The following is a 23,987-nucleotide window of genomic DNA, read 5'->3' as shown; positions in this document are numbered from 1 at the left end:
GCGCTCGACCGCGCGCCGGATCATCGTGGCGGCGGCGCTGGCGTCCGTGGCCGCGGACGTCTCCGCCGCCACGACGCACCGCATCACCATCGAAGGCATGCGTTTCAACCCGCCCAGCGTGACGGTCGAGCGCGGCGATACGATCGTCTGGGTCAACAAGGATCTCGTCGCGCACACGGCCACCGCCGCGGGCCTGTTCGATTCGCATGAAATCCGACCCGATGCTTCGTGGACGTATGTCGCGAACACACCGGGCCGCCACGCATATATCTGCACGTTTCATCCTACGATGAAAGCGACACTGACCGTGAAGCGCAGACCATGAAGCCCCCTGCGAGCCATCCCGAATCGAAGCCGCTGCCGCTTGCGGAAGAAGACGACCGTACGCTCGCCGCGCGCGTCGCGAGCGACGAGCGCGCTGCGTTCGAACAGCTGATGCGTCGCTACAACCGGCGGCTTTACCGGCTTGCACGGGCGACGTTGCGCGACGATGCCGAAGCCGAGGATGCGCTGCAGGAGGCTTACCTCGCGGCGTTCCGCGCAATTCCGCGTTTTCGCGGCGCCGCGTCGCTGTCGACCTGGCTGTCGCGGCTCGTGCTCAACGAGTGCTTGACGCGTCAGCGCCGCGGCGCGCGGCGCGACACGATCGCGCCGATGGTCGCGCTGTCGACCATCGCCGACTTCGAGCGGGAAACCATGGATGCAGACCAGAACGAATCGCCGGACCGTGCGCTGATGCGGACCGAATTGCGCGCCTTGCTGGAGCGCAAGCTCGATGCGTTGCCCGAAGCGTTTCGCATCGTGTTCGTGATGCGCTGCGTCGAGGAATTCAGCGTCGAGGAAACTGCCGAGTGCCTCGGCATACCCGAGGCGACGGTGCGCTCGCGGCATTTCCGGGCAAGGAGCATGCTGCGCGAGTCGCTCGCCCGGGATATCGATCTGGCCGAGCGCGACGTGTTTTCGTTCGACGGGGAACGGTGCGATCGCATCGTGCTCGGCGTGCTGGCGAAAAGCGCTTCGCGTTGACCTCGACGAGCCGACAGGCGCGCTACGCGTCCGTCGGGCCGGGTGCGGCGGATCCACGCACACCCGCGCGCTGACCGGTGATCATCTCGACCAGCCACTTCTCGACGAGAGCGGTGTACGCGCTTTGGCTGGCAGCGTCCGAGAGCCCGTGATCGGCGCCTTCGAGAATCCGGTACGTCAGCGAATGCGCGGACAGGCATGCCTGCAGATAGCTGGCGATCGCCGTGTGCGGCACGATCTGATCGTGCTCCGATTCGACGAGCAACACGTCGCCGCGAAAGCGGGACGCCGCGCGCAGCGCGCGATTGTCTGAAGCCGGCACGATGCGTTTGCGATACGCGACGAGATCGTGCTCGACATGAAGCGCCCGCTTCGGCGTATTCCAGCCGTCGTCGAGATAGAGCGCCGGTACGCGCAGCCCGAGCCAGCGCACGGGGCGCAGTTCGGTCAGGATGGTCGCGAGATAGCCGCCATAGCTGCTGCCGACCACGGCGATGGCATCGCGATCGATCAATGGGTGGTCAACGAGCGTGTCGTAAGCGGCGAGCAAATCGCGAAGATGGGTTTCGCGCGTCACGTTTTGCTGCTCTTCCAGCGTACGTCCATGCCCGGTCAGATCGAACGTCAGACAGACGCACCCGAGCGCCGCCGCCTGCCGCGCCCGCTCGAGATACTGCTCCTGGCTGCCGCCCCAGCCGTGCACGAACAGAACGCCCGCCACGGTAGTCTTCGGCGCGAGCACGGTACCGTCGAGGTAGCCGTTCTCGACCTTGATGCGCACACGATAATGCTCCGCTGTCATGTCTCGCTGCTCCTTCGGAAGGGATGACGATCGACCGTGTAGTACTTGGTGAGGGCGCCGGCGTGGGCATCGACACCGCGATAGACGATCTGCGCGCCGGCCGGTATCGCCGGGTCGTCGCCGTAAATCTCGCGCGTCGCGGCGGCCACGGCGTCCACCTCCAGGTCCGTCCTGAACATGCGCAACGCGCCGATTTCCGCGCCGGATGCGCCGCCGATCCGCCACGACTGCTCCAGTACGCCGCAGTGGCGCACGCCTTGTGCATCGGTGCCGAACGCGACATCGTAGTTGCGCCGCGACGCGAAAAAGCCCGCGTAATCGCGTTGCACGGCGGCGTCGAATGCGCACGCCTTCGCGATCGCCTCACTGACCTCGGCCGTGACGTCGAGCCGCGCCAGCACGTCGAAGCCGCCGCGGACGACGACGAGGTCGGTGCCGCCATACACTTCATGGCCGTTATTGTTGACGGTCAGATGCTGAACGCCCCAATAGCTCGCCACCAGATCGTCCAGCGTGACCTGCCCGACGCTCAATGTCTCGATCGAATCGAGATGGCGCTCGACGACGATGCCGCCGGTGCGCAACGCCGCGTCGCCGAACGCGTCAAGCTCCGCTTCCAGTTCGGCCATGTCGGCCACCAGTGTCTGCCCCGTTCCGCCGATTCCGCAGGGCCGCTTGAGCCGCACGCGGCCGTCCTGCCACAGGCGCTGCGCGGCATCGCACGCATCCTCGCGCGAAAACGCGGAGTAACCCGGCAGCGTCAGCGCCGCGGCGTGTTCCGCGAATGCGGCGGACCAGCCGGGCGGCTTCACGCGGGCGCCGTCGACGAGACGATGGGCGATCACCTTGGTCGCGACGAACGGAAACGGCACGACGCCACCGAACAGGTCCCGTACCGATCGGACCCCGAGTTCGCGTGCTTGCGACACGGTGAGCGTATCGTTCGGGATCACGTAACGGTTTGCAGGGTATCGTTCCGTCCGACGGAACTCGCCCGCAAGCCGTGTTCCCTTCAGTGCGGCGATCTGCGCGCCGAGCTGGCGCAGCGTGTCGGCTACATGACCGACGTGCGGCGTCCCCTCGTCCCGAAAGTGAATGAGGACGACCGGTAGTGCCGGCGTGACGCGCGCCAGTTGAACCCGTGGTTTCAAATCGCCCCCTTCGCGCCGGCGGCGCGATTGTCATGAATGCATCGTCGCGGGCGGTTTCGCCTGTCGAATCCGCTCATCGCGGTGATGTAGCAAGATTCATTCGCCTACGTTCCCGGGCGGGCATGCACGCGCGGACGCAAGGTTGCGGGGCGGTCAGCGCGGCACGAGTTCACCGCGCCGCAACGCAAATCAGTGATGGAGCAACGGATAGGCCACGAGCCCGAAGAGCGCGGCCGCGGTGACGATGACCGGCTCCTGCAGCTTCCTGAAGCGCCACAGCAGCAGCACGGTTGCGACGGCGATCAGTGCGGTCGGTATGTCGACGATCGAGCGTTTCGAGATCACGAGGACGGAGCCCGTGATCGCACCGACGGCTGCGGCTGTGATCCCGTCGACGAACGCCTTGACGTCCGGACGGTGCCCGTACTTCTTCATGTACGGCGCGGGAATGACGGTGAACAGATAGCAAGGCAGGAACGTGCCGAGCGCCGCGACGCACGCGCCGGGCAAGCCGGCCACGAGATAGCCGATGAAGCCGACTGTGATGACGACCGGGCCGGGCGTGATCATCGCGACCGCAACGGCATCCACGAACTGCCTGTCGTTCAGCCAGTGATGTTCGGTGACGACGCCGCCGTAGAGGAACGGCACGATCGCGAGCCCGGAGCCGAACACGAACGCGCCCGCCTTCGTGAAGAACGCGCCGATCTGCACGAGCTGCGGCAGGTCGATGCCGCTCAGTATTCCGCTGGCGGCCGGCAGGTTGGCGGCGGCCACCGCATGCAGCCCGCCCCGACGCAGCCACTTGGGCGGCGCGCGCCACAGCCAGCCGATCAACCCGGCAGCGATGAAGAGCCACGCGATTTCCGATTCGGTGACGAACGTGACGACAGTGAGCGTCAGGAAGATCGCCCAAAGCAACTTGTCGTTGCCGACGGTTTTGGTCGTCAGCTTGTACGCGCTCATCGCGATGATGCCGACCACCGCGGCGCCGACGCCATAGAACACCGCCTGCATCCACGACAGCCCGCCGAAGTGCGCGTACGCGAATCCGAGCGCGAGCACCATCAGGAACGACGGCAGCACGAACGCGAATCCGACGAGCGTCGCGCCAAGGAGGCGATAGTGGACGAAGCCGAGATAGATCGCGAGCTGCGCGGCCATCGGCCCGGGCGCGAGCTGGGCCAGCGTGAGTCCTTCCTTGTAGTCGGCTTCGGTGATCCAGCCGCGACGCTCGACCAGGTCGCGACGCATGTAGCCGGCGAGCGCAACCGGCCCGCCGAAGCCGAACGTCCCGAGACGCAGCATGTAGGCGACCAGCTCGCCGAGCGAGTAGGTCGGTTCGGTCGCGGCGATGGCGGTGGTCATGACCTGGCTCCGTTCCCGTTCTTTCCGGTCGATGAGAAATGTGCATACAGCGCGTCGAGCACGGCGCTCATGTGCTCGAGCAACTGGTCGTCGTTCTCCGCGCGCTGGCGCATGCCGGCCATCACGGCCTCGAAGCCGATCGCTTCGGGCGCCGCGGGGCCGCCCACGTCGAGCGCATGCACGATCTCGCCGAGCCGTACGAGTGCGGCATTCGTGTCGAGCCCGAAACTCGCGAGCAGCACCTCGAACGTGACGCGCTCGCCGACATGGGTGAATGCAGCGCCGTCGAAATCGAATCCCAGCGCGTGAGCGGGACAATCCGCCGGCGACGCGAGCCAGATGAAGCGCGCGCGGGTGTCGATGAAGCGGCGGATCAGCCACGCGCTGGCGACACGATCGACCCACATGCGCTGACGCGTCGCCCAGGTTCGTCCCTGGTACTCGCCTATTGCCAGCAGGCGGACGGGGCGCTCGGCAGCGTGCGGCTCGCCCGGCGACAGCACGGTATCGACCAGCGCGACGAAATCCTGCAGTGCGACTTCGGCGCGGATCGCCGCGTCGCTCGGGAAGTAATCGATTGCGCGGATCATGTCGAAGTCCTTGCGCACGCGCCGCAGCAAGCGCGTGAGTTCCGTGGCGGATTGTCCGGCGAGGGTCTTGCGGGCTTGCGCGAGTGTCTGAATGAAGGCGGTGTAGTCGTCGCCTCGATCGAAGAGCGTCCGGAATTCCAGATCCTGCGCCGCGTCGAGACTCGGCGCGCGCAACAGGTGGGCGGTGCCGCCGCTCTCGGCAATCGCGTCCGCGAGCTCGCGCAGTGCCGCTTCATGCTCGTCCGAGTACGGGAGCAGATAGATGCCGTCGCGCAACACCGCGCAGCCCTTCGCCTTCAGGGAACGCCAGAACCGCATGCGCGCCGTCGCGTTCTGCGTCGGAAGCGTCAGGATGAGAAGCGACCATGTCGTGAGCGCATTCATGTAGAAAATGCTACTCAAGCGTTATCAGCTCTACAAGAAAACTTTGGCCAAGGCTGTCGCGGCGGGGCGGCGGGCAACTCCCTTCTTCGTCTGACGTTTGGCCGATATACCCCTCCCCCCTATATGGAAGCAGATTTGAGATATAGTCCCCCCCGGTATGTGAAGGGACTGCCATGAGCCACACCATCAAGGAAAAGCAAAAGCTGCTGAACCGTGGCCGCCGCATCAAGGGACAGGTCGAAGCGATCGAACGCGCGCTGGAGGACGAGCGCGGTTGCAACGAGATCCTGCGCCTCATCACGAGCGGCCGCGGCGCGATGAACGGCCTGCTCGCGGTCGTGCTGGAGGATCACATCCGCAGCCATCTGGTGGACGCCGAACATCACGCCGATGAAGGCAGCGCGACCGAGCAGCTGATCGAAGTCGTTCACAGCTACTTCAAGTAATCGAGGGCGACATGAACGACTTCACGAACGACGCCTTCGGCGCAGGGCACGACCACATCTTTCTCGGCGCGGCGCACGAGCAGAACGAACGCAGGACGTGGATGGTCATCGCGCTGTGCGCGGCGATGATGGTGGCCGAGATCCTCGGCGGGTCGATGTTCGGCTCGCTGGCGCTCATCGCGGACGGCCTGCACATGTCGACGCATGCGGGCGCGATGCTGATCGCCGCGCTCGCCTACACCTACGCCCGCAAGCATGCGAGCGACCCGCGCTTCGTGTTCGGCACCGGCAAGCTCGGTGATTTGGCGGGCTTCACGAGCGCGATCGTGCTCGCGATGATCGCGCTGCTGATCGGGTACGAGGCGGTTGCGCGCCTGCTCGCCCCGGTACCGATTCATTTCGGCGAGGCCATTCCGATCGCGGTTGCCGGCCTGCTCGTCAACGTCGCGAGCGTCTGGCTGCTGAGCGGCGATCATCATGGCCATGGCCACGGGCATGGTCATCACCATCACCACGGGCATGCGCACGACGCTCACGAACACGAAGAGGACGCGCACCGGATCTTCGATCAGCAAGGTGTATTTGTCGTATCGGTGTTCGAGGATGGCGTCCCGCCGGTTTTCCGTATGGCCACTGCGTCGAACGACACGAAGCTCGTCGACGCGAGCGCCGTGTCGGTGACGACGATCCGTCCGGACGGCACGCGGCAGACGTTCGCGATGGAAAGCCGCGGCGCTTACCTGGAGTCGACGGACGACATTCCCGAGCCGCATGAATTCAAAGCAATCGTCCGCTTGAACGACCGCGAGCATGCATTGGCGTTCGAGGAGCACGACCATCGCGCGTCCACGGCGGCGGCGCGCGACCACAACATCCGTTCCGCGTATGTCCACGTGATCGCCGACGCGGCCGTGTCCGTGCTGACCATCGTCGGGCTGCTGCTCGCGCGCGCATTCGGTTGGGTGTGGATGGATCCGCTGGCCGGCATCATCGGCGCGCTGGTGATTGCGAACTGGTCGTACGGCCTGATGCGCGACACCGGCGGCATCCTGCTCGACATGAATTCGGACCGTCGTCTGACGGACAATGTGCGCGATGCAATCGAAGGCGTGGGCGACCGCGTCGGCGACCTGCATGTCTGGCGTCTCGGACCGGGGCACATGAGCGCGGTCGTGTCGGTGGCGACGGCGGACCCACAGCGGGATGCACGCTTCTATCATGGCGTGCTCCAGCGCTTCAGGAACCTGTCGCATGTCACGGTCGAAGTGATACCCGCGGCGGGAGGGCAGTAGACATGGCGGTCAAATCACCTTGCGTCGACGTGTGTTCGTTCGACGGCCGGACCGGCTACTGCGTGGCCTGCCTGCGCACGCGCGACGAAGCGCGCGGCTGGAAGAAGATGACGGACCACCGGCGTCATCAGATCGTGAACGACCGCGCGCGGCGGCACGCGAAGCTGACGCGGGAAACGACCGACTGATTGCAGGCTTGCGCGGCCGGACAGCGACACGCCGCGCGTATATGCGTTCATCTATTGCCGACGACGCACGCCGAGTAGGGCCGCCAGCCGGCCCGGCCCGGCACGCGTCATCGGCAACGCTCCACTTCTACATCTCGTATCGCAACGTCGCCATGACGCTGCGCGGTGCCCCCGGCAGGTTGAGGTTCGCGTTCGAGCCGTGTGCCGAGACGATATAGCCCTTGTTGAACAGGTTGTAGAGGTTCAACTGGAGCGACATCGGGCCGCGCGCGTACCAGGCCATCATGTCGGCCGTCACGTAGCCCGGCAAGGTCACGGTGTTCTGCGGATCGGCCATCCGCGCGCCGACGAAGTTCAGGCCGCCGCCAACACCGAAGCCGCCGCCGAGATTCTTGGTCAGCCACAGATTGCCGGAGTGACGCGGCGTGAGCGTTGCCCGCTTGCCCTGCAACGCAGCGGTCGAATTCGTGACGGTGGCATCCAGGTACGCGTAGCCTGCCAGCACGCGCCAGCCGTGGCTGAGCTCGGCTGCGCCGCTGAGTTCCACGCCGTCGGTCCGCTGCTCGCCGATCGGAATCAGCGCCGTATTGGTTGCATTGGCAATCTTGATGTTGCTGCGATCCAGCCGGAACACCGAGATCGTCGTGGTGGCCTTGCCGCCGAGCCAGTCGTACTTTGCACCGATCTCGGTATTGGTCGTGATTTCCGGCGCGAGCTCCGCATTGTTGGCCGCGAGCGAGAACGCCTCGCCCGACGGCTGGAACGAGCGGCTCCACGACACGTAGTACGACTGCGTGCGGGTCGGCTGCCAGACGAGGCCCAGGCGCGGGCTCCATGCGGTGTCGGTACGCGACAGGCCCGGCTGTTTGGGCCGGCGGTCGAGCGTCTCCTGCTCGAAGCGGTCGTAGCGGATGCCGACCAGCGCCTTCCACTGATCGTTGAAGCTGATCAGGTCCTGCGTGTAGAACCCGAGCGTCTTGAAGATGCCGAGGTTGTTGGTGGCCGGCGTGGTCGACGTGTGCAGCGGCAGCGTGGGCAGCGCCGGCGCGAACAGGTCGAAATTCATCGGCTTGCCATTCGCGCCGGTGACGGGGGCCGAATAATTGACGAGATCCTTGTTCTGCTGGCCGAATTCCATCCCGTACAGCAACTCGTGCTTCATGCCGAACAGCGTGGCCTTTTGCGTGAGATCGGTCTGGTTGAACCAGCCGTGTTCCTCGCGATAGACGTTGCCGTGATTCAGCGTGAACGTCCGGTTCGCTTCGTTGACGCTGCCGACGAGCGTGTTGTTCCGGTCGAGCGAATAGTGATAGTAGCGAGTGGCATTGCGGATCGACCACTGCTCGTTGAACTCGTGCTTGATCGTCGCGGTGCTCGAATAGACCCGCGATCGCGAGTAGTCGACCTCGCCGGCGTTCGCCGCGCCGTAATAGGCGGATGCCGGCACGTCGACCGGCCGTCCCTTGTAGGCCGGGATGCCGAAGTCCGTCACACGGCGATCTTCGAGGTAGTCGGCCTGCAGCAATACCGTCGTCTTCGGCGCGATGCGGAATTCGAACGACGGCGCGACCGCCGTGCGATTCAGAAACTGCTGCGACCGATAGCTCTTGGCTTCCTCGTGCGCGCCGGTGATCCGGAACGCGGCCGCGCCGTTCGCGAGCACGCGGCCGACGTCGGCTTCGACCCGGCGATCGGCCCACGAACCGTAGCTGATACCCAGGTTGGTGACGTCGACTCCGGGTTTCTTCGTCACACGGTTGATTAGTCCACCTGAAGAACCTCGGCCATAAAGAACGGCGGCAGGGCCCTTGACGACTTCTACGCGATCGACGTTCGACAGATCGCGGAAATAGAGCGCATCGTCGCGAATGCCGTCGACGAACTGGTCGGCAATCGCGGAGAAGCCGCGAATGGTGACCTGGTCGCGCTGACCGTCGCCGGTGGAAAACCCGACGCCCGCCACGTTCTTCAACACGTCTTGCAGGGAATTGGCGTGCTGATCACGCATCACTTCGGCCGTGACCACGTTCACCGTCTGCGGGATGTCGCGCAGCGGCGCGTCGATCCGGGTAGCGCTGACCGCGTTGGTCGGGTTGTAGCCTTCGCCCGGATCGCGAACCGCGCTCGCGTTCACCGAGACGGCCGGCAACATGTCGGTCGTCGCGCTCGTCGGCGCGGCGGTGTTTTCCTGCGCGAAGGCCGCGCCAACCATGATCGGCTGGCACGCAACGGCGGCCAGTACGGCGCGTCGTGCCGGGTGCAATACTCGTCTCATCTCCCAACCTGTCGTGTGCGTAATGATTCGTAATTTCGTAACGCGACGCATTATCATTTGAAAGGAATCGAAGGTCAACAAGTGTTGCAATGCACTCGATTGTTGATTTGTCTGATGTTTTGGCCGCGCGATGGGGCTGCTCGTCACGCATTGCGTGTCGATCCGGTCGATATGTGCGTCGGTCTCGTCCAGAATGTGCTCGAGGATTTCCGCAGGACATGTGCTCCTCTACGGATTTCGCAGCAAGTAAGTACCCGCTGCGACAGGCAGCAACCCCCGGCGTACGGCGCCCCAACCTCGAGGTCGACCCGTCATGAGCGTTCCATCACCGATTGCCGGCAAGCGTGCGATTCCACGGACCGTGTGGGCGCTGGGCCTCGTCAGCCTGTTCATGGACCTGTCTTCCGAGTTGATCCATGCGCTGTTGCCGATCTATCTGGTGTCGACGATGGGGATGAGCGTCGTCGCGCTCGGCATCCTCGAAGGGGCGGCCGAGGCGACCGCGATGATCGTGAAGGTGTTCTCCGGCGCGATCAGCGACTGGCTCGGGCGCCGCAAGGGGCTGCTGCTGCTCGGCTACGGCCTCGCGGCGTTCACCAAGCCGTTGTTTCCGCTGGCGTCCACCCCGGCCGTGGTCGTGACGGCCCGGCTGCTCGATCGCGTCGGCAAGGGGATTCGCGGCGCGCCGCGGGACGCACTGGTGGCGGACGTCGCACCGCCCGAAATCCGCGGCGCGTGCTTCGGCCTGCGTCAGTCGATGGATACCGTGGGCGCGTTTCTCGGCCCGCTGCTCGCCATCGCGCTGATGTTGTTGTTCGCGGACCGCATCCGGACCGTGCTCTGGTTCGCCGTGGTGCCGGCGTTCATCGCGATCGCGCTGATCATATTCGGCGTGCGGGAGCCCGATCGGGCGGAATCGCAACGGCGCTTTCGCTCGCCGCTGCGCTGGAGCGCGCTGCGCGAGTTTCCGCGCAGCTACTGGTTCGTCGTCGCGGCCGGCGCGACCTTTACGCTCGCGCGTTTCAGCGAGGCGTTCCTGGTGCTGCGCGCGCAGCAGACGGGGCTCGACGCCGCATGGATCCCGGCGGTGATGGTCGCGATGAGCGTCACCTATTCGCTGTCCGCCTGGCCGGTCGGCATCCTGTCGGACCGGCTGGATCGCCGCGTGCTGCTCGCGGCCGGCATGGTGCTGCTGATCGCGGCCGACCTGCTGCTCGGCATCGGCACGTCGACGATCTCGATGTTCGTCGGCGTGGCCGTGTGGGGGCTGCACATGGGCTTTACGCAGGGCATCCTCGCCGCGATGGTGTCGGAAACCTCGCCGGCCACGCTGCGTGGCACCGCGTTCGGCGTATTCAATCTCGTGAGCGGCATCTGCATGCTGCTCGCGAGCAGCCTCGCCGGCGCGCTGTGGACGCATTTCGGCGCGTCGACCACGTTTGTCACGGGTGCCGCGCTGGTCGTGGTGCCGTTGTGTCTGTGCCGGTTCATGCCGCGACCGGGCACGTCGGCGGCGTGACGAGTCGGATGGCGGTTTCGCGGGTGTCCCGCGTACGGCCGAGCTGAGCGCCGGGCGCGACAGGGCGCCTGTCCTCAACCGGCGGCCTGGCCCGGCCCGCTGCGGCAGAACGCTCCGCCACCTACACCCTCCTGGTCCCGCCATCCTTCCTTTCAGAATTGAAAGATGGCCCGGCGTTTGCGATAGAATGCCTCCCCGTTCGCCGTGGCCATGCCCACGGACGGGCTCCGGCAGTCGAAACGGCGCACGCCGTGCTCGCGGAATTCCGTTCCCGTTTCGATGCCGGCGATCGACCTGCCGTTGGAAACACATGTTCCGTAATTTGGATTGCTAATGAAGAAGAAGCACAACATCACCCGGTACATCGTCATCGCGATGGCGCTGGGCATCGCCGTGGGCTACGCCTGTCATAGCGCGTTTCCCGACCCGAAAATGGCCAGGGAAGTCGCCGGCTACGTGTCGTTGCTGTCCGACGTGTTCCTGCGGCTGATCAAGATGATCATCGCGCCGCTGGTGTTCGCGACGCTGACGGTCGGCATCGCGCAGATGGGCGACAGCGGGTCGGTCGGCCGCGTGGGCGTGAAGGCGTTCGGCTGGTTCTTCATCGCGTCGTTCACGTCGCTGGTGCTCGGTCTCGTGACCGCGACGATCCTGAAGCCGGGCAGCCACCTGAGCCTGCCGCTGCCGGCCGCCGATGCGACGCTGAACCTGAAGACGGCCGCATTCACGCTGAAGGACTTCGTCGTCCACCTGGTGCCGAAGTCGATCGCCGAGGCGATGGCGAACAACGAGATCCTGCAGATCGTCGTGTTCTCGATCTTCTTCGGCACCGCGCTGTCCGCGCTCGGCGACGCCGGCAAGCGCCTGACCGGCGTGATCGACGATCTCGCGCAGGTCATGCTGAAGGTGACGGGCGCGGTGATGTGGTTCGCGCCGGTCGCCGTGTTTGCCGCGCTGGCATCGACGATCACGACGGAAGGGCTCGGCATCCTGCTCACGTTCGCGAAGTTCATGGCGAGCTTCTATCTGGCGCTCGCGCTGCTGTGGGGCGTGCTGACGCTCGCCGGCGTGACGTTCCTCGGCAAGCGCGCGTTCACGCTGATCCGCCTGATTCGCGAGCCGTTCCTGCTGTCGTTCGCGACGGCGAGCTCCGAAGCCGCGTATCCGAAGCTGCTCGACGCGCTCGACCGGTTCGGCGTGAACCGCAAGATCTCGAGCTTCGTGCTGCCGATCGGGTATTCGTTCAACCTCGACGGCTCGATGATGTACTGCACGTTCGCGGTGCTGTTCATCTCGCAGGTGTACGGGATCGACCTGCCGCTCGGCACGCAGATCACGATGCTGCTGATGCTGATGGTCACGTCGAAGGGGATGGCCGGCGTGCCGCGCGCATCGCTCGTCGTGATCGCGGCGACGCTCAGCCAGTTCCACCTGCCGGAAGCCGGGCTGCTGCTGATCATGGGTGTCGACATGTTCCTCGACATGGGACGCTCGGCGACCAACGCCGTCGGCAACTCGATCGCGGCGGCCGTGGTCGCGAAGTGGGAGGGCCAGCTCGGCGATCCGCGCGACGACGCGGATTCGGGCGGCGGCGGCGAGATCAAGCAGGTGGAGGTGCGGGAGACGGCGACGTCCGCGTGATTTTCCTGTTGTCGTGATATGCGCCGGCCTGGATTCAGTCAAATTCGGGCCGGCGCGATACTCGCCGTCGGTCATTTCGGTACCCGCATCCGGCGATTTTTCCGATTCGCCGAAAAACCCTCCGTTATTTCAATACGTCGCATTCGAACCGGCGACGATATTCCCGAAGGCGCAAGCCTGACTTCACCGATATCAAGCGTGCACGCGTAAGTGATCATTCACTCTCGCGCAATTGCGCATGCCGTCTGCGCGAGCGGCTCGCAATTTTTTTCCATTTATATAACGCTATTCTCGACGCTGCCGATTATCGAATGCACGCCCGATGTAATACCGACCGCACCGGATGATTTAGCGGAAGTATTTACGCATTGTCGATTTCAAACCATCCGGCTGCCCTTCGTGTGAATGATTCCAACATTCAGGAGAACCTCAGCCATGGTCGCCAGAAAATCGATTCGGGCCGTGCTGCTCGCCGCCGCGATCGCCGCGATCGCGCCTTACGGATATGCGGGTAACACCACCGACTGGCTGGCGAATACATATGGCACGCTCGCGGCGCACGTCGGCAACGTCGCACGTTCGATGTGGGTCGCGCCCGAAGGCGTGATCTACACCGCGTCGATGTGGGACGAGGATGAAGGCGGCGTCGCGATCTACCAGAACGGCAAGAGCGTCGGCTCGATCGGCGCGCATTCCGAATTCCAGGGCAGCGCGATCACGGGCAACGCGACGTCGCTGTTCGTCGCGCTGCAGCCCGGCAGCACCTACGGCAGCGGCGCGGTCGGGCGCTACAACCGCGCGACGCACTTTCGCGACAAGCTCATTCAGGTCACCGCCGCGACGAACCAGCCGCGCATCGACGTCGTCACCGGGCTCGCGACGGCCGGCTCGCTGCTCTACGCGAGCGATTTCTACGGCAACCGCGTGCGGGTGTTCACGACCGACGGCGTCTGGCAGCGGGATATCGGCGTGTCCGCGCCGGGCGCGCTCGCGGTCGACGCGGCGGGCAACATCTGGGTCGCGCAGAAAAGCGCCGGCGCGGTCGTCGAATTCAGCCCGACCGGTGCGCTGCTGAACACGATCCGGCTGGCTGCCGGGTCGCAGCCGTCGGCGCTCTATGTCGATGCGGCGGCAGGAGAGCTGCTGGTGGGCGACGAAGGCCCCGACATGAACATCAAGCGCTACACCGTATCGGGCCGGCCCGCGCTGGCCGGCACGTTCGGCGCGCGCGGCGGCTATCTCGACACGACGGCGGGCATCAAGGGGCAAGTCGGCGCGAAGCGCTTCACCCGGATCGTCGGGATCGGCAAGGACACGGGCGGTAACCTGTACGTGCTCAATAACCCGTGGGGCGGCAGCTGGGATCTCGGCCGCAACGGCGCGACCGACATTCACGCGTACAGCAGCACCGGCAGCCTGCGGTGGACGCTGCAGTCGCTCAACTTCGAAGGGATCGCGTCACCCGATCCGGTCACGGACGGCGCGCTGTTCTACAGCGGCACGCACATCTACGGCGGCACCGCGGGCGGCACCTTCATCGCGAATACGGTCGATCCGTTCACGTATCCGTCGGATCCGCGCATCAACATGAACGACACGCAGCGCGACGAGCACTTCGGGCTGCTGACGTCGGTCGGTGCGAACCGGATTCTCGTTGCAGCGGGGCAGAATCCGCCGGTTTATTACTTCTTCCACTTCAACGCGGCCAACGGCTACGTCGCGATTCCCGACGGATCGATCCCGGGCCCCGCGTTCAACACGACCCTGCGCGTGTCGGCCGGCTTCAGCCTCGACAGCAAGGGCGACGTGTGGGCCGGCCTCGACAAGACCGGCGCCATTTATCACTATCCGCTGACCGGCTTCGATGCGAGCGGCAAGCCTTCGTGGGGGCCGGGCGTGCCGACGCCGGTGCCGGCCAGCATCCAGCCGCTGACGCGCGTGGTCTATCTCGCCGACAGCGACACGATGGTGCTCGCGCAGGGCGTGGTCGGGAGTACGGACTGGACGTCGATCGGCACGCGCATCGAGGTGTATCACGGCTGGAGCGCGGGCAACACGACGAAGCCGAATCCGGTGATCACGCTGCCGCACAGCGGCGCGAAGTCGATCGACGCGGCCGGCAACCACTTGTTCGTCGGCTACTGGTTCAGCAGCAGCGGGCCGCTGTGGCCGAACATCGACGCATTCAATCTCGACACCGGCAACCTCGACACGACGCTCGTCAATGCCAGCCCGGCGACCGTGGATACCAGCAGCGCGATCGATGCGATGTACAGCGTGCGCGCGTATCGCCGCTCGAACGGCGAGTATGTGGTGACGAAGAACAACGTTAAGGGGAACAGCATCACCGTTTATCGGTGGACGCCTTGAGGGCGGCGCGTCGAATGCGGCGATGACGCCGCGGTGGTTGTCATCGAGGCCGGCGGATCGGTTCAACTTCGCAATCAAAGCCCCGGCAACTGAATCTGCCGCCCGGCCGGACGATGCTCGAGGACATCCGTGACTTCGTATTCGGTTTTCGCTCCGTCCGAGGTTTGCCACTGCTGCATACGGACATTGCACACGAGCACGTCACCCTTGCTGAAACTGATCTGGCTGTTGTTCACGCGCGACAGGAAGCCGGCATCCGTGATCGCCGCGTGTATCGTCGACGCGCCGTCGTACAGCCGCCACTTGTTGTCGTCCTTGAACGCGAGCGACACGATCGAGAACGCCATCTTTCGATGTTCGTCGAGAAGGAGCGCGTCGGTTTGTCCGGGCGCGTGAAACCACGCGATCTCATCGCGGGTGATCGTCTCGACTACCTCGGTGTCGGTGCCGGTCGCGAAAATCACGATGCCGTCTCGCGCAAGCGGCGCAAGCACGTGCTCGGTTGCCTGCCGAACGCCGACGTCGCGCAGCAGCGTGAGGACCGACAGGTCGATCTCGAGTTGCTCGCCGTCCACGTGCAGCGTCGCGGTGTGGTCCTGCATCTGCACCCGCTGGATCTCGCGCCCGCGCAACCACTTGAGTACAGCGAAGAGACCCTTCCTTGCCTTCGGCGCGGCGATGCCGAGCGCGGTCAGGATCGTGACCGCGTTGGCCAGCGCCGTGCTTTCGTTGCCGCTCAGGAGGTCGCGCATGCGGCCAAGCAGCGAGGTCGCGAGCGTGAAGTCGATTCCGAAGCTGCCGGTCTTGAAGCTGCCGCGCACGTTCACGCGCGGCCGAACCTGATCGCCGCACAGTGCCCGTGTCGACGCTTCCAGCAAATCTCCGATCGCAAGCAGTGCGGGCGCGAGTTCGCGCACGTCCATTTCGGAGGATTCGAGTGCGGGGCCGTCGTAAGTGACGCGAAATCGGCTCATGGTGTCGAGGCGGCCGAATTCGGCCGGGCCGGTGCGGTTTTCATGGCGTGCGATCATGCGAAATGTCGGCTGGAGACGTGGACGATACAGGAATCGAATTCGTTCGGATGCCTTGAATGTTAAGCGCGATCGATCGGCTGCGCGCGACGTTGGCCATCGGGCCAAGGCGATCGTCCGACGTGTCCCGACAGTGCCCGGCAAGCATCGAACTTTTCCACTACTTTCCCGGTTACAACCGCCGACTCTTGCGCGTAGCGGGTTACGCCGCTTCCGGCCTGCGGGCGATTCGCTCGCGAATTTCGGGTGACGCCAGACACATCGCCACGGCTTCGTAGCCGGGCGCACCACGGTAAGGCGCGACGCGCGAAGGTGGAGTGTGATTCGCCGGACACAGGATGATCGCCTCATCGGGCCCGACCGCCGACAGATCGAGGATGGCCGACGAACGCGTCATCAGGAACAGCGGACGCGCGTCGGTCGCGGCGCGTGTACGCAGCCACGCGATCAACGCCTGTTGCGTGGGCCGGTCGAGATCCTGTTCGATCAAATCGACGACTAATGCGCTCGGGCCCGGCGCTTCGAGGCAGGCAAGCAGCGCGGTCAGGGCCGGCGATTGCGTTGCGCCACGGTCGATGAGCGACGCCAAAGCGCGCGCCACACGCGCCTGCCACGCCGGGTTGGCCTGCAGCGCCCCCGATGCCGCGGTAGCGCCGTTTTCCAGCCGATCGAGTCCGACGAATACCGCGCCGGGCAGCGCCTCGGCCAGCCGCATCGCCAGTCGCGTCTTGCCGCTTCCCAGCGAGCCGATGATGTAGTTCAACGGGCGAATGTTGTGAAACTCGAACCACTCGCCACCCCACGGCCACGGCAGATTGAACGCGACACCGGCGCCGCGATCGTCGAGTAGCCGCGTCAGCTCCCCGTCGGACGGCATCCGGCCGCGCGCAAGGCCGGTGCGCATCGCACGCACGCGATCGAGCTTGTGGACGAGATCCTGAATGCCGAGGTCGAGCGCCGCTTCGTGAGCGGCCAGCGCGTCATCGAGACTGCGCGCGTCGCCACCGAGCACGCTCGCGACCTGCGCCAGGCTCAGGCCAAGCGCGCGCAGCGCGACGATGTCGGCCGCGCGTGCGAGGTCCTCGGGGCCGTAGACGCGATAGCCCGCCGGCGTTCGCTTCGGCGCGACGAGACCGTGCCGCTCATAGAGCCGCAGCGCCTTCACCGATACACCGAGCCGCGCGGCTGCCGCCGAAGCGCTCAAGCGAAGCGTGGTCGTGCCCATTCGTCACCCCTGTCTGCCGTCGATTCGTCACCGCCAGCATAAAGGCGACCCCAAGGGCCGGGTCAAGCCCGTTCACGCAATCCGGTACACGCGCATCGCGTTGTCGTGCCAGATCGCCTGACGCGCCGCATCGTCAAGGTCCGCCATCGCGCGGGCAAACGTACGCAGCAGCGCCGGATACGACACGCGCAACCCCGCCACCGGAAAATTGCTCGCAAACAGGCAGCGCTGCCAGCCGAATATCGCGATCGTGTCGCGGATGATCCGCGCGTTGTCGGCCTCGTTCCACACCGCATCGCGCAAGCCGAGTTCGGAGATCTTCACGGTCACGCGCGGCGATGCGGCCAATGCTTCCATGCCGCTGCGCCAGCGCGCGAGCCCCGCTTCCGAGCGATCCCACGGCAGCCCCGCGTGTTCGAGCACGACGTCGACACCGGGCGCGTCGGCCAGCAGCGCGGCGGCGTCGCGGAGATGCCAGAAGGGCACGCGCAGATCCCAGCCGGGGCCATACGCGGCGAGCCGCTCCAGCGCGGCCGGCCAGCGCGGATCGCGCAGCGTGCCCGGCCCGTCGACGGATGCATCGGGCGCCGCCGCGATGCGCGGCTTGAACCGCACGCCGCGCACGCGCGGCCACGCGGCCTGTTCGGCGAGCCGCTCGTGCGCATCGTCGGCCAGCAGGTCGACCCACGCGACGACGGCCGACGGCAGCCCGTGCGCGGCCGCGACCTCGTGCAGCCAGCGCGTTTCCGCGAGCGCCTCGTCGCGTGCCCGTTCGGCCTCGACATGCACGCTCGCGACGATCGGCGCGCGCTGTGCGGCATGCCGGTAGTCGTCCACGCCGAAGTCGCGGCACAGCGCCGCGTAGTCGCCGAACATGAAGCGCGCCGGGTCGTAGCATTCCTGCAGCCACGGATAGTGCGCACCCGCGCCGAGCTGCCACAGGTGATGATGCGCGTCGACGAGCGCCGCCGGCAGCGCATACGGCGACGGGGCGTCGCCGTGCCGCTCAGCGCGCGCCTGCGAGCACATACGACGCATCGGGTTCGCGCAGCGTCGGCCACGCGCCGACGAACCGCCACGCATCGAGATCGAGCTCGCGCACGTAGTCGTCCTGGAACGACACGTACGCGACGCGCCGTGACGGATGGAACGACAGCGCGGTCGGGTTCGCGGGCAGCGCGACGCGTTCGATCTCCTCCAGCTGCCGCGCGTCGAACACCGAGATCGATTGCTCGCCGGAATTGGTCAGCAGCAGCAGGTCGCGGCCGTCCGGCGCGCTGGTGCGGTAGATGCGGTTCGGATCGCTGCGCGTCTTCACGCGGCGGCCGCAGGTCATCGTGTCGGTGTCGATCTCGACGAGCGTGTCGTCGCCGCGATTCGCGACGAACAGCGTGCGCTCGTCGCCCGACAGCGCATTGCCTTCGGGACGCGGGCCGGGCATCACCGCGCGCGGCGCGACGGTCGCGTCACGCGGATGGAACTGCGTGACCGTGTTCGACAGCAAGTGCACGCCGTATGCGCGGCTCGCATCGCGCGTGAGCGTCACGAGGTGGGTCTTCACGCCGCCGGACGGCACGGCCATGTTCGGCACGCTCTGGCGCGTCGGTTCGTCGAACACGAGCAGCATGTCGTGCGCTTCGCTCATCGCGTACAGCCGGCCGTCGCGATCGGTCGCCATCCCGTGCGGCCGGTAGTACGGCCACAGGTCGAGCATCCGCGTCTGCATGCGCTCGACGAGGTCGATCTCGGCGATCCGGTGATCGCCTTCATGGCCGCGCGACCAGGCCGTCTCGATCCCGAAGATGCCGACGTACGCGAATCGTTCGTTCACGTCGACGGTGAACTCGTGCGGGAAATTCGGCAGCACGAGATGCTTGAGCGCGGCTTTCGTCTCGAGGTCGTAGAAGCTGAAGGTATGGGCGCATTTCTGCACCAGCAACAGGATGTCGTTCATGGTGTGTCTCCGTTGTTTCGTTCGCGTGTTCGCGTGGCGGTGCGCGTCAGCCTTCGCAGCGCTTCGGCAGCGTCAGCGCGAGCAGGCCGGCCACCGCGAGCGTGACGGCGAGGCTGTACACGCCGGCCGCCGCGCTCACGTGCTGGGTCAGCACGCCGACCGCATACGGGCCGCAGAAGCCGCCGAGGTTGCCGAGCGCGTTGATCAGACCGCGCGCGCTGCCGGCCGTCTCGACGCTGCACAGCTTCGGCGGAATCGCCCAGAACACGCCGGCGGCCGCCTGCAGGAAGAAGCCGCAACCGATCAGGAACGCGAACGACACGACCATCGATGCATGCGTGAGCACCGACAGCGTGAGGCACGCGGCGAAGCCGACGAGCGGCAGCAGCACGAACAGGCGGCGCTTGCCGGTCCGGTCCGACAAATACGACGTGGCGAACATCCCGATCACCATCGCGACATACGGCAGCATCGCGAGCAGGCCGACCTTGCCCATCCCGCCGTGCGTGAGGTTCTTCAGCAGAGTCGGCAGCCACATCGTATAGCCGTAGATGCCGACCTGATAGCAGAAGTTGATCGCGATCAGCAGCCAGATCGTCGGGTTGCGCAGTATCGCGCCGAACGACGCGGCGGCCGGCGCGCCGGCGGCCTGCTTGCGCGCCTGTTCGTCGCGCAGCGCGTCGAGGATGTATGCCTTCTCGCGCGGCGACACCCAGCGGGCGGTTTGCGGGCCGTCGTCGGCGAACATCATCCACGCGAACAGGCACAGCAGCGACAGCGCGCCGGCGCTGAAGAACAGGTGACGCCAATCGTACGCGGCGAGGATGAAGCCGGACAGCGGCGCGGTGATCATGCCGGCGAGCGGCACGAACATGATGACCATCGCGTTCGCGCGGCCGCGTTCTCGATCGGGAAACCAGTGGCTGACCATCGTCAGCACGACGGGCAGCATCCCGCCCTCGGCCACGCCGAGCAGGAAGCGCAGCGTCAGCAGTTGCCACGTGTGGGTGACGAGCCCGGTCAGCACCGACAGTACGGCCCAGCTCACGAGCGACCACGCGATGAAGGTCTTGCCGCTGCCGAGCGCCGCGCGCCGGCCGCCGGGGATCTGCAGGAACAGGTAGCCGAAGAAAAAGATGCCGCCGGCGAGGCCGGCCATCGTCGCGTCCATGCCGAGATCGGCGTTCATCCCGCCCGGCATCGCGAACGCGATATTCACGCGATCCATGTACGAAACGATGCAGGCGAGCAGCAGCGGCGGAATCACGCGCAGCCAGCGGCGGCGCGGAATGGCTTCGCCGGCTTCATAGGCCGGGGTGGCGGGGTTCAACAGGTTCATGGTGTCTCCGATCCATGTGACGAGCGGCGGCGGCCATCTGTCGGACCGCCGTCACGCCGATGCGCAACGTTGTTGCAGGTGCAACCGGTGTGTGGCTAGCGTCCCCAGCGCAGCACGAGCGGATCGAGCCGCCGCGCCGCGTCGAGCAGGCCCGCGCGTACCTCGGGGTGCAGCTCGGGCCACGGCGCGCGCGGCTGGTCGCACGCGATCACGCCGCCTTCCTTCATCAGCGCCTTCGCGGTCAGGAAACCCGACTGGCGGTTCTCGTAGTTGATCAGCGGCAGCCAGCGCGCGTACTGCTCGCAAGCTTCGTCGCGGCGTCCGGCGAAATACGCGTCGGTGATCCGGCGGATACCGTCCGGATAGCCGCCGCCCGTCATCGCGCCGGTCGCGCCGGCATCGAGATCGGCGAGCAGCGTGATGCCTTCCTCGCCGTCCCACGGCCCTTCGATCGCGTCGCCGCCGAGCGCGATCAGCTCGCGCAGCTTCGACGCGGCGCCGGCCGTCTCGATCTTGAAGTACGACACGGCGTCGATCTCGCGCGCGAGCGTCGCGAGCAACGACGCAGGCAGCGCGACGCCGCTCGCGGGCGCGTCCTGAATCATCAGCGGAATGTCGAGGCCGTCGGCGACTTCGCGGAAGAACGCGCGCACCTGCGCTTCGGGCACGCGGAACGTCGCGCCGTGGTACGGCGGCATCACCATCACCATCGCGGCGCCGCACGCCTGTGCGTGGCGGTTGCGTTCCGCGCAGAGGCGCGCGCTGAAATGCGACGTCGTGACGATCACCGGCACGCGGCCGGCGACGTGTTCGAGCGTCGTGCGCGTGATGAGGTCGCGTTCGTCGTCGCCGAGCGCGAACTGCTCCGAGTAGTTCGCGTGAATGCAGATGCCCTGCGAGCCGGCATCGATCATGAAGTCGAGGCAGCGGCGCTGGCCGTCGAGGTCGAGCGCGCCGTGCGCATCGAAGATGGTCGGCGCGACCGGAAAGACGCCCTGGTAACGTGCGTTCATGGCCGTGCTCACTCGACGATGTCGAACTGGTCGAGGAACTCGGTCTTCAGCGTGAGACCGAGGCCCGGCACGTCGTCGCGCAGTTGCAGGAAGCCGTTCTCGGCCACCGGCTCGCCGTCGAAGATGTAATAGAACAGCTCGTTGCCGACCTCGACGTCGAACATCGGGAAGTACTCGCTCATCGGCGACGCGAGCGTGCTCATCGTCAGGTGATAGTTGTGCATCTGGCCCGCATGCGGAATCACCGGCACGCTGTACGCCTCGCACAGCGCATTGATCTTGTGCGCCATCGTGATCCCGCCGACGCGGTTCGTGTCGTACTGCACGACCGACACGGCCTTGCGGTCGAGCAGCTGCTTGAAGCCGTACAGCGAGAACTCGTGCTCGCCGCCGGAGATCGGAATGCGCGTGAGCTGGTTCAGTTCGGCGTAGCCGTCGATGTCGTCGGCGATCACGGGTTCCTCGAGCCAGCGCGGCTGGTACTTCTCGAGCTTCGGCAGGATGCGCTTCGCGTACTCGAGATTCCAGCCCATGTAGCACTCGAGCATCAGGTCGTTGTCGTAGCCGATCACCTCGCGGATCGCCGCGACCGACTTCAGGTTCTCCGTCACGCCCTGCTGCCCGTGCGCGGGCCCATAGCCGAAGCGCATCTTGAACGCGCGGAAGCCTTCCTTCATATAGCGTTGCGCCTCGTCCTGCATCTCTTTCAGGTCGGTGCGGTAGAGCTTCGAGTAGTAACAGGGAATCTTTTCCTTCGTGCGGCCGCCGAGCAGCTTGAACACGGGCTTGCCGACGCTCTTGCCGAGGATGTCCCAGATCGCGATGTCGACCGCCGAGATCGCCGCCATGCCGATGCCCTTGCGGCCCCACGCGTGGGTCGCGCGGTACATCCGCTGGTTCAGGTACTCGTAGTCCCACGGGTCCTGGCCGATCACGAGCGGCGCGAGGTACTGGTCGATGATCGCTTTCGCGATGTGCGGCGCGAGCGCGACGTTGCCGAGGCCGACGATGCCGTCGTCGGTCTCGACTTCGACGACGGTCCACGCATGGAAGCGGAACGTGCTCATGGTTTCCTGCGGCGCGTACAGCAGGTCCATCGCGTTCGAGCAGAAGTTGCCCTGCGGCGGGACGGTCTTGCCTTTCCACTGGAATACGCGGGCGCGCACGGAGCGGATCTTCATGTTGGTGTCTCCTGGAATCGATGTTGTTGTGTGCAAGCGGCGTGCGGGCGTCACGCCGAAACGGTGGGCGTGCGGCGCGCGGCGCCCATCCGGCAGGCGATCTGCAGCGCCTGCCAGGTCGCGCCGACGTCGGCCGTGCCGCGCCCCGCGATGTCGTACGCGGTGCCGTGCGCGGGCGTCGTGATCGGCACGGGCAGCCCGCCCTGCACGGTCACGCCGCGCGAGAAGCCGAGCAGCTTGATCGCGATCTGCCCCTGGTCGTGGTACATCGTGACGATCGCCTGGTAGTCGCCGGCCTGCGCCTTCAGGAAGATCGTGTCGGCGGGGAACGGGCCGTGGAACGGCGCGTCGGTCGGCCAGTCGCGCGACTGCAGCTTGCGCACCGCCGGCTCGATGATGTCGACTTCCTCGCGGCCGCAGCTGCCGCCGTCGCCGCCGTGCGGGTTGAACGCGGCGATCGCGACCTTCGGCGTCGCGACGCCGTTCGCGAGCAGCGACCGGTAAATCAGTTCGGACGCCTGTTCGATGCGCTCGACGCTCAGTTGGGCCGCCGCTTCCTTCAGCGGGATATGTGACGAGATGCGCGCGGTCCACAGTTCGCCGAGCGTGTTGAATTCGCAGAAGTAGCCGGTCACGCCGAGCGCGGCCGCGAAGTGGTGCAGCTCGTCGTCGTGCCTGAGCCCGCCGAGCTTCATCGCGTACTTGTTCAGCGGCGCGAAGCAGATCGCGTCGATGTCGCCGGCGAGCGCGGCGTCGAGACACTGGTCGAGCACCGTCAGCGTCGAGCGGCCGCCGGCCGCGCCGGGCTGGCCGACCGTGACCTGCGCGGGATCGATCGTGTCGACCGCGACGAACGCGGCGCGCGCGGTGGACGGCCGGCCGCGCACGGCGGCGAGCGATTCGACGGGCTCGACCTCGACCGTCACGCCGGCGACGCGCTGGCCGGCTTCCCACAGCCAGCGGTCGCCGATCAGCACGAGGTTCGCGCGGGACGTCGCGTCGGGCCGCGCGAGCAATTTCGCGATCAGTTCGGCGCCGATGCCGGCGGGGTCGCCGAGCGTCAGCGCGACGACGGGCAGGGCAGCGGCGGTCGTCATCGGGCATCTCCGTGACGGGCGGCGGTCGGTTGCGGGTTCATGCGGTGTCTCCGGTGGCGGCGCGGGGCCGTTGGTCTATGGGGTTCATGCTAGGT

21 protein-coding genes are annotated in these 23,987 nt (G+C 66.3%); 8 read left to right on the top strand and 13 right to left on the bottom strand.

The features are described from left to right. Positions 1–25 precede the first annotated feature (25 nt). Positions 26–325, top strand: coding sequence for a cupredoxin domain-containing protein (locus tag ABIC50_RS10330; protein ID WP_354163555.1), 300 nt, complete (start codon positions 26–28; stop codon positions 323–325). Then, positions 322–1,026: an RNA polymerase sigma factor gene (locus tag ABIC50_RS10325; protein ID WP_354163553.1), complete on the top strand. Its 705-nt coding sequence runs from the start codon at positions 322–324 to the stop codon at positions 1,024–1,026. The genes ABIC50_RS10330 and ABIC50_RS10325 overlap by 4 nt, the downstream gene beginning before the upstream one ends. Positions 1,027–1,048: 22 nt before the next feature. On the opposite strand, the gene ABIC50_RS10320 is transcribed toward ABIC50_RS10325, so the two are convergent. The 4 genes from ABIC50_RS10320 to ABIC50_RS10305 form a co-directional block, all read right to left on the bottom strand. Beyond that, positions 1,049–1,828, bottom strand: a complete 780-nt coding sequence (locus ABIC50_RS10320) for an alpha/beta hydrolase family protein (protein ID WP_011659984.1) — start codon at positions 1,826–1,828, stop codon at positions 1,049–1,051. Next, on the bottom strand, positions 1,825–2,979 hold the full coding sequence (locus ABIC50_RS10315; RefSeq protein WP_354163551.1) for a DUF3182 family protein: 1,155 nt from the start codon (positions 2,977–2,979) through the stop codon (positions 1,825–1,827). Before ABIC50_RS10315 ends, ABIC50_RS10320 begins: the two co-directional genes overlap by 4 nt. Before the next feature lie 189 nt (positions 2,980–3,168). Continuing rightward, positions 3,169–4,347 carry a chromate transporter gene (locus ABIC50_RS10310; protein ID WP_354163550.1) on the bottom strand — a complete coding sequence of 393 codons (1,179 nt, stop codon included), beginning with the start codon at positions 4,345–4,347 and terminating at the stop codon, positions 3,169–3,171. After that, entirely contained in the window at positions 4,344–5,321 is a 978-nt protein-coding gene (locus ABIC50_RS10305; RefSeq protein WP_354163685.1) for a chromate resistance protein ChrB domain-containing protein, read from the bottom strand. Before ABIC50_RS10305 ends, ABIC50_RS10310 begins: the two co-directional genes overlap by 4 nt. A gap of 173 nt (positions 5,322–5,494) precedes the next feature. On the opposite strand from ABIC50_RS10305, the gene ABIC50_RS10300 reads away from it, so the two are divergent. From ABIC50_RS10300 to ABIC50_RS10290, 3 genes are read left to right on the top strand one after another with little or no spacing between them, the layout of a single operon-like run. Further along, entirely contained in the window at positions 5,495–5,767 is a 273-nt protein-coding gene (locus ABIC50_RS10300; RefSeq protein WP_354163548.1) for a metal/formaldehyde-sensitive transcriptional repressor, read from the top strand. Between the two features lie 11 nt (positions 5,768–5,778). Then, on the top strand, positions 5,779–7,059 hold the full coding sequence (dmeF, locus tag ABIC50_RS10295) for a CDF family Co(II)/Ni(II) efflux transporter DmeF (RefSeq protein WP_354163546.1): 1,281 nt from the start codon (positions 5,779–5,781) through the stop codon (positions 7,057–7,059). Between the two features lie 2 nt (positions 7,060–7,061). Continuing rightward, positions 7,062–7,247, top strand: a complete 186-nt coding sequence (locus ABIC50_RS10290) for a DUF1289 domain-containing protein (protein WP_059508013.1) — start codon at positions 7,062–7,064, stop codon at positions 7,245–7,247. Positions 7,248–7,374: 127 nt separating this feature from the next. Here the strand turns inward: ABIC50_RS10290 and ABIC50_RS10285 are convergent, their stop codons facing one another. Further along, complete coding sequence (locus ABIC50_RS10285) at positions 7,375–9,522, bottom strand: TonB-dependent receptor (protein WP_354163544.1); 2,148 nt, start codon at positions 9,520–9,522, stop codon at positions 7,375–7,377. Positions 9,523–9,835: 313 nt separating this feature from the next. Here ABIC50_RS10285 and ABIC50_RS10280 point away from each other — a divergent pair, with 313 nt between their 5' ends. From ABIC50_RS10280 to ABIC50_RS10270, 3 genes are all read left to right on the top strand, one after another. After that, entirely contained in the window at positions 9,836–11,041 is a 1,206-nt protein-coding gene (locus ABIC50_RS10280) for an MFS transporter (RefSeq protein WP_354163542.1), read from the top strand. Positions 11,042–11,374: 333 nt separating this feature from the next. Further along, a complete protein-coding gene (locus tag ABIC50_RS10275) occupies positions 11,375–12,682 on the top strand; it encodes a dicarboxylate/amino acid:cation symporter (RefSeq protein ID WP_175733785.1) in 1,308 nt (435 codons plus the stop codon). Between the two features lie 435 nt (positions 12,683–13,117). Further along, positions 13,118–15,052, top strand: coding sequence for an SMP-30/gluconolactonase/LRE family protein (locus tag ABIC50_RS10270; RefSeq protein WP_354163541.1), 1,935 nt, complete (start codon positions 13,118–13,120; stop codon positions 15,050–15,052). A gap of 74 nt (positions 15,053–15,126) precedes the next feature. On the opposite strand, the gene ABIC50_RS10265 is transcribed toward ABIC50_RS10270, so the two are convergent. The 8 genes from ABIC50_RS10265 to ABIC50_RS10230 all read right to left on the bottom strand — a co-directional run bounded on the left by ABIC50_RS10265 (position 15,127) and on the right by ABIC50_RS10230 (position 23,892). After that, complete coding sequence (locus ABIC50_RS10265) at positions 15,127–16,083, bottom strand: LAPAL motif-containing putative phage structural protein (protein WP_354163683.1); 957 nt, start codon at positions 16,081–16,083, stop codon at positions 15,127–15,129. 202 nt (positions 16,084–16,285) lie between these two features. Continuing rightward, positions 16,286–17,308, bottom strand: a complete 1,023-nt coding sequence (locus ABIC50_RS10260) for a MerR family transcriptional regulator (RefSeq protein WP_354163539.1) — start codon at positions 17,306–17,308, stop codon at positions 16,286–16,288. A gap of 72 nt (positions 17,309–17,380) precedes the next feature. Then, positions 17,381–18,337, bottom strand: a complete 957-nt coding sequence (locus tag ABIC50_RS10255) for an amidohydrolase family protein (RefSeq protein ID WP_354163681.1) — start codon at positions 18,335–18,337, stop codon at positions 17,381–17,383. Then, on the bottom strand, positions 18,315–19,262 hold the full coding sequence (locus ABIC50_RS10250) for a YncE family protein (RefSeq protein WP_354163537.1): 948 nt from the start codon (positions 19,260–19,262) through the stop codon (positions 18,315–18,317). The genes ABIC50_RS10255 and ABIC50_RS10250 overlap by 23 nt, the downstream gene beginning before the upstream one ends. A 46-nt stretch (positions 19,263–19,308) precedes the next feature. Beyond that, positions 19,309–20,601, bottom strand: a complete 1,293-nt coding sequence (locus ABIC50_RS10245) for an MFS transporter (RefSeq protein WP_354163535.1) — start codon at positions 20,599–20,601, stop codon at positions 19,309–19,311. A gap of 95 nt (positions 20,602–20,696) precedes the next feature. Further along, positions 20,697–21,614 carry a dihydrodipicolinate synthase family protein gene (locus ABIC50_RS10240; protein ID WP_354163533.1) on the bottom strand — a complete coding sequence of 306 codons (918 nt, stop codon included), beginning with the start codon at positions 21,612–21,614 and terminating at the stop codon, positions 20,697–20,699. Positions 21,615–21,622: 8 nt separating this feature from the next. Further along, positions 21,623–22,795, bottom strand: coding sequence for an L-rhamnonate dehydratase (locus ABIC50_RS10235; RefSeq protein WP_175798550.1), 1,173 nt, complete (start codon positions 22,793–22,795; stop codon positions 21,623–21,625). Between the two features lie 50 nt (positions 22,796–22,845). Continuing rightward, on the bottom strand, positions 22,846–23,892 hold the full coding sequence (locus ABIC50_RS10230; protein ID WP_354163531.1) for a 4-hydroxythreonine-4-phosphate dehydrogenase PdxA: 1,047 nt from the start codon (positions 23,890–23,892) through the stop codon (positions 22,846–22,848). Positions 23,893–23,987 lie beyond the last annotated feature (95 nt).

The sequence above is a fragment of the Burkholderia sp. 567 genome, assembly GCF_040545115.1.
Taxonomy (GTDB): domain Bacteria; phylum Pseudomonadota; class Gammaproteobacteria; order Burkholderiales; family Burkholderiaceae; genus Burkholderia; species Burkholderia ambifaria.
This window is presented reverse-complemented; position numbering and strand designations above follow the sequence as displayed.

What these genes read in the sequence shown, in the direction of transcription:
- ABIC50_RS10265 (WP_354163683.1), bottom strand. Translation starts at nt 16,083, where the DNA reads ATGATCGCACGCCATGAAAACCGCACCGGCCCGGCCGAATTCGGCCGC.
- ABIC50_RS10290 (WP_059508013.1), top strand. Translation starts at nt 7,062, where the DNA reads ATGGCGGTCAAATCACCTTGCGTCGACGTGTGTTCGTTCGACGGCCGG.
- ABIC50_RS10270 (WP_354163541.1), top strand. Translation starts at nt 13,118, where the DNA reads ATGGTCGCCAGAAAATCGATTCGGGCCGTGCTGCTCGCCGCCGCGATC.
- ABIC50_RS10310 (WP_354163550.1), bottom strand. Translation starts at nt 4,347, where the DNA reads ATGACCACCGCCATCGCCGCGACCGAACCGACCTACTCGCTCGGCGAG.
- ABIC50_RS10280 (WP_354163542.1), top strand. Translation starts at nt 9,836, where the DNA reads ATGAGCGTTCCATCACCGATTGCCGGCAAGCGTGCGATTCCACGGACC.
- ABIC50_RS10325 (WP_354163553.1), top strand. Translation starts at nt 322, where the DNA reads ATGAAGCCCCCTGCGAGCCATCCCGAATCGAAGCCGCTGCCGCTTGCG.
- ABIC50_RS10305 (WP_354163685.1), bottom strand. Translation starts at nt 5,321, where the DNA reads ATGAATGCGCTCACGACATGGTCGCTTCTCATCCTGACGCTTCCGACG.
- ABIC50_RS10285 (WP_354163544.1), bottom strand. Translation starts at nt 9,522, where the DNA reads ATGAGACGAGTATTGCACCCGGCACGACGCGCCGTACTGGCCGCCGTT.
- ABIC50_RS10240 (WP_354163533.1), bottom strand. Translation starts at nt 21,614, where the DNA reads ATGAACGCACGTTACCAGGGCGTCTTTCCGGTCGCGCCGACCATCTTC.
- ABIC50_RS10275 (WP_175733785.1), top strand. Translation starts at nt 11,375, where the DNA reads ATGAAGAAGAAGCACAACATCACCCGGTACATCGTCATCGCGATGGCG.
- ABIC50_RS10235 (WP_175798550.1), bottom strand. Translation starts at nt 22,795, where the DNA reads ATGAAGATCCGCTCCGTGCGCGCCCGCGTATTCCAGTGGAAAGGCAAG.
- dmeF (WP_354163546.1), top strand. Translation starts at nt 5,779, where the DNA reads ATGAACGACTTCACGAACGACGCCTTCGGCGCAGGGCACGACCACATC.
- ABIC50_RS10300 (WP_354163548.1), top strand. Translation starts at nt 5,495, where the DNA reads ATGAGCCACACCATCAAGGAAAAGCAAAAGCTGCTGAACCGTGGCCGC.
- ABIC50_RS10260 (WP_354163539.1), bottom strand. Translation starts at nt 17,308, where the DNA reads ATGGGCACGACCACGCTTCGCTTGAGCGCTTCGGCGGCAGCCGCGCGG.
- ABIC50_RS10230 (WP_354163531.1), bottom strand. Translation starts at nt 23,892, where the DNA reads ATGACGACCGCCGCTGCCCTGCCCGTCGTCGCGCTGACGCTCGGCGAC.
- ABIC50_RS10320 (WP_011659984.1), bottom strand. Translation starts at nt 1,828, where the DNA reads ATGACAGCGGAGCATTATCGTGTGCGCATCAAGGTCGAGAACGGCTAC.
- ABIC50_RS10245 (WP_354163535.1), bottom strand. Translation starts at nt 20,601, where the DNA reads ATGAACCTGTTGAACCCCGCCACCCCGGCCTATGAAGCCGGCGAAGCC.
- ABIC50_RS10255 (WP_354163681.1), bottom strand. Translation starts at nt 18,337, where the DNA reads ATGTGCTCGCAGGCGCGCGCTGAGCGGCACGGCGACGCCCCGTCGCCG.
- ABIC50_RS10250 (WP_354163537.1), bottom strand. Translation starts at nt 19,262, where the DNA reads ATGAACGACATCCTGTTGCTGGTGCAGAAATGCGCCCATACCTTCAGC.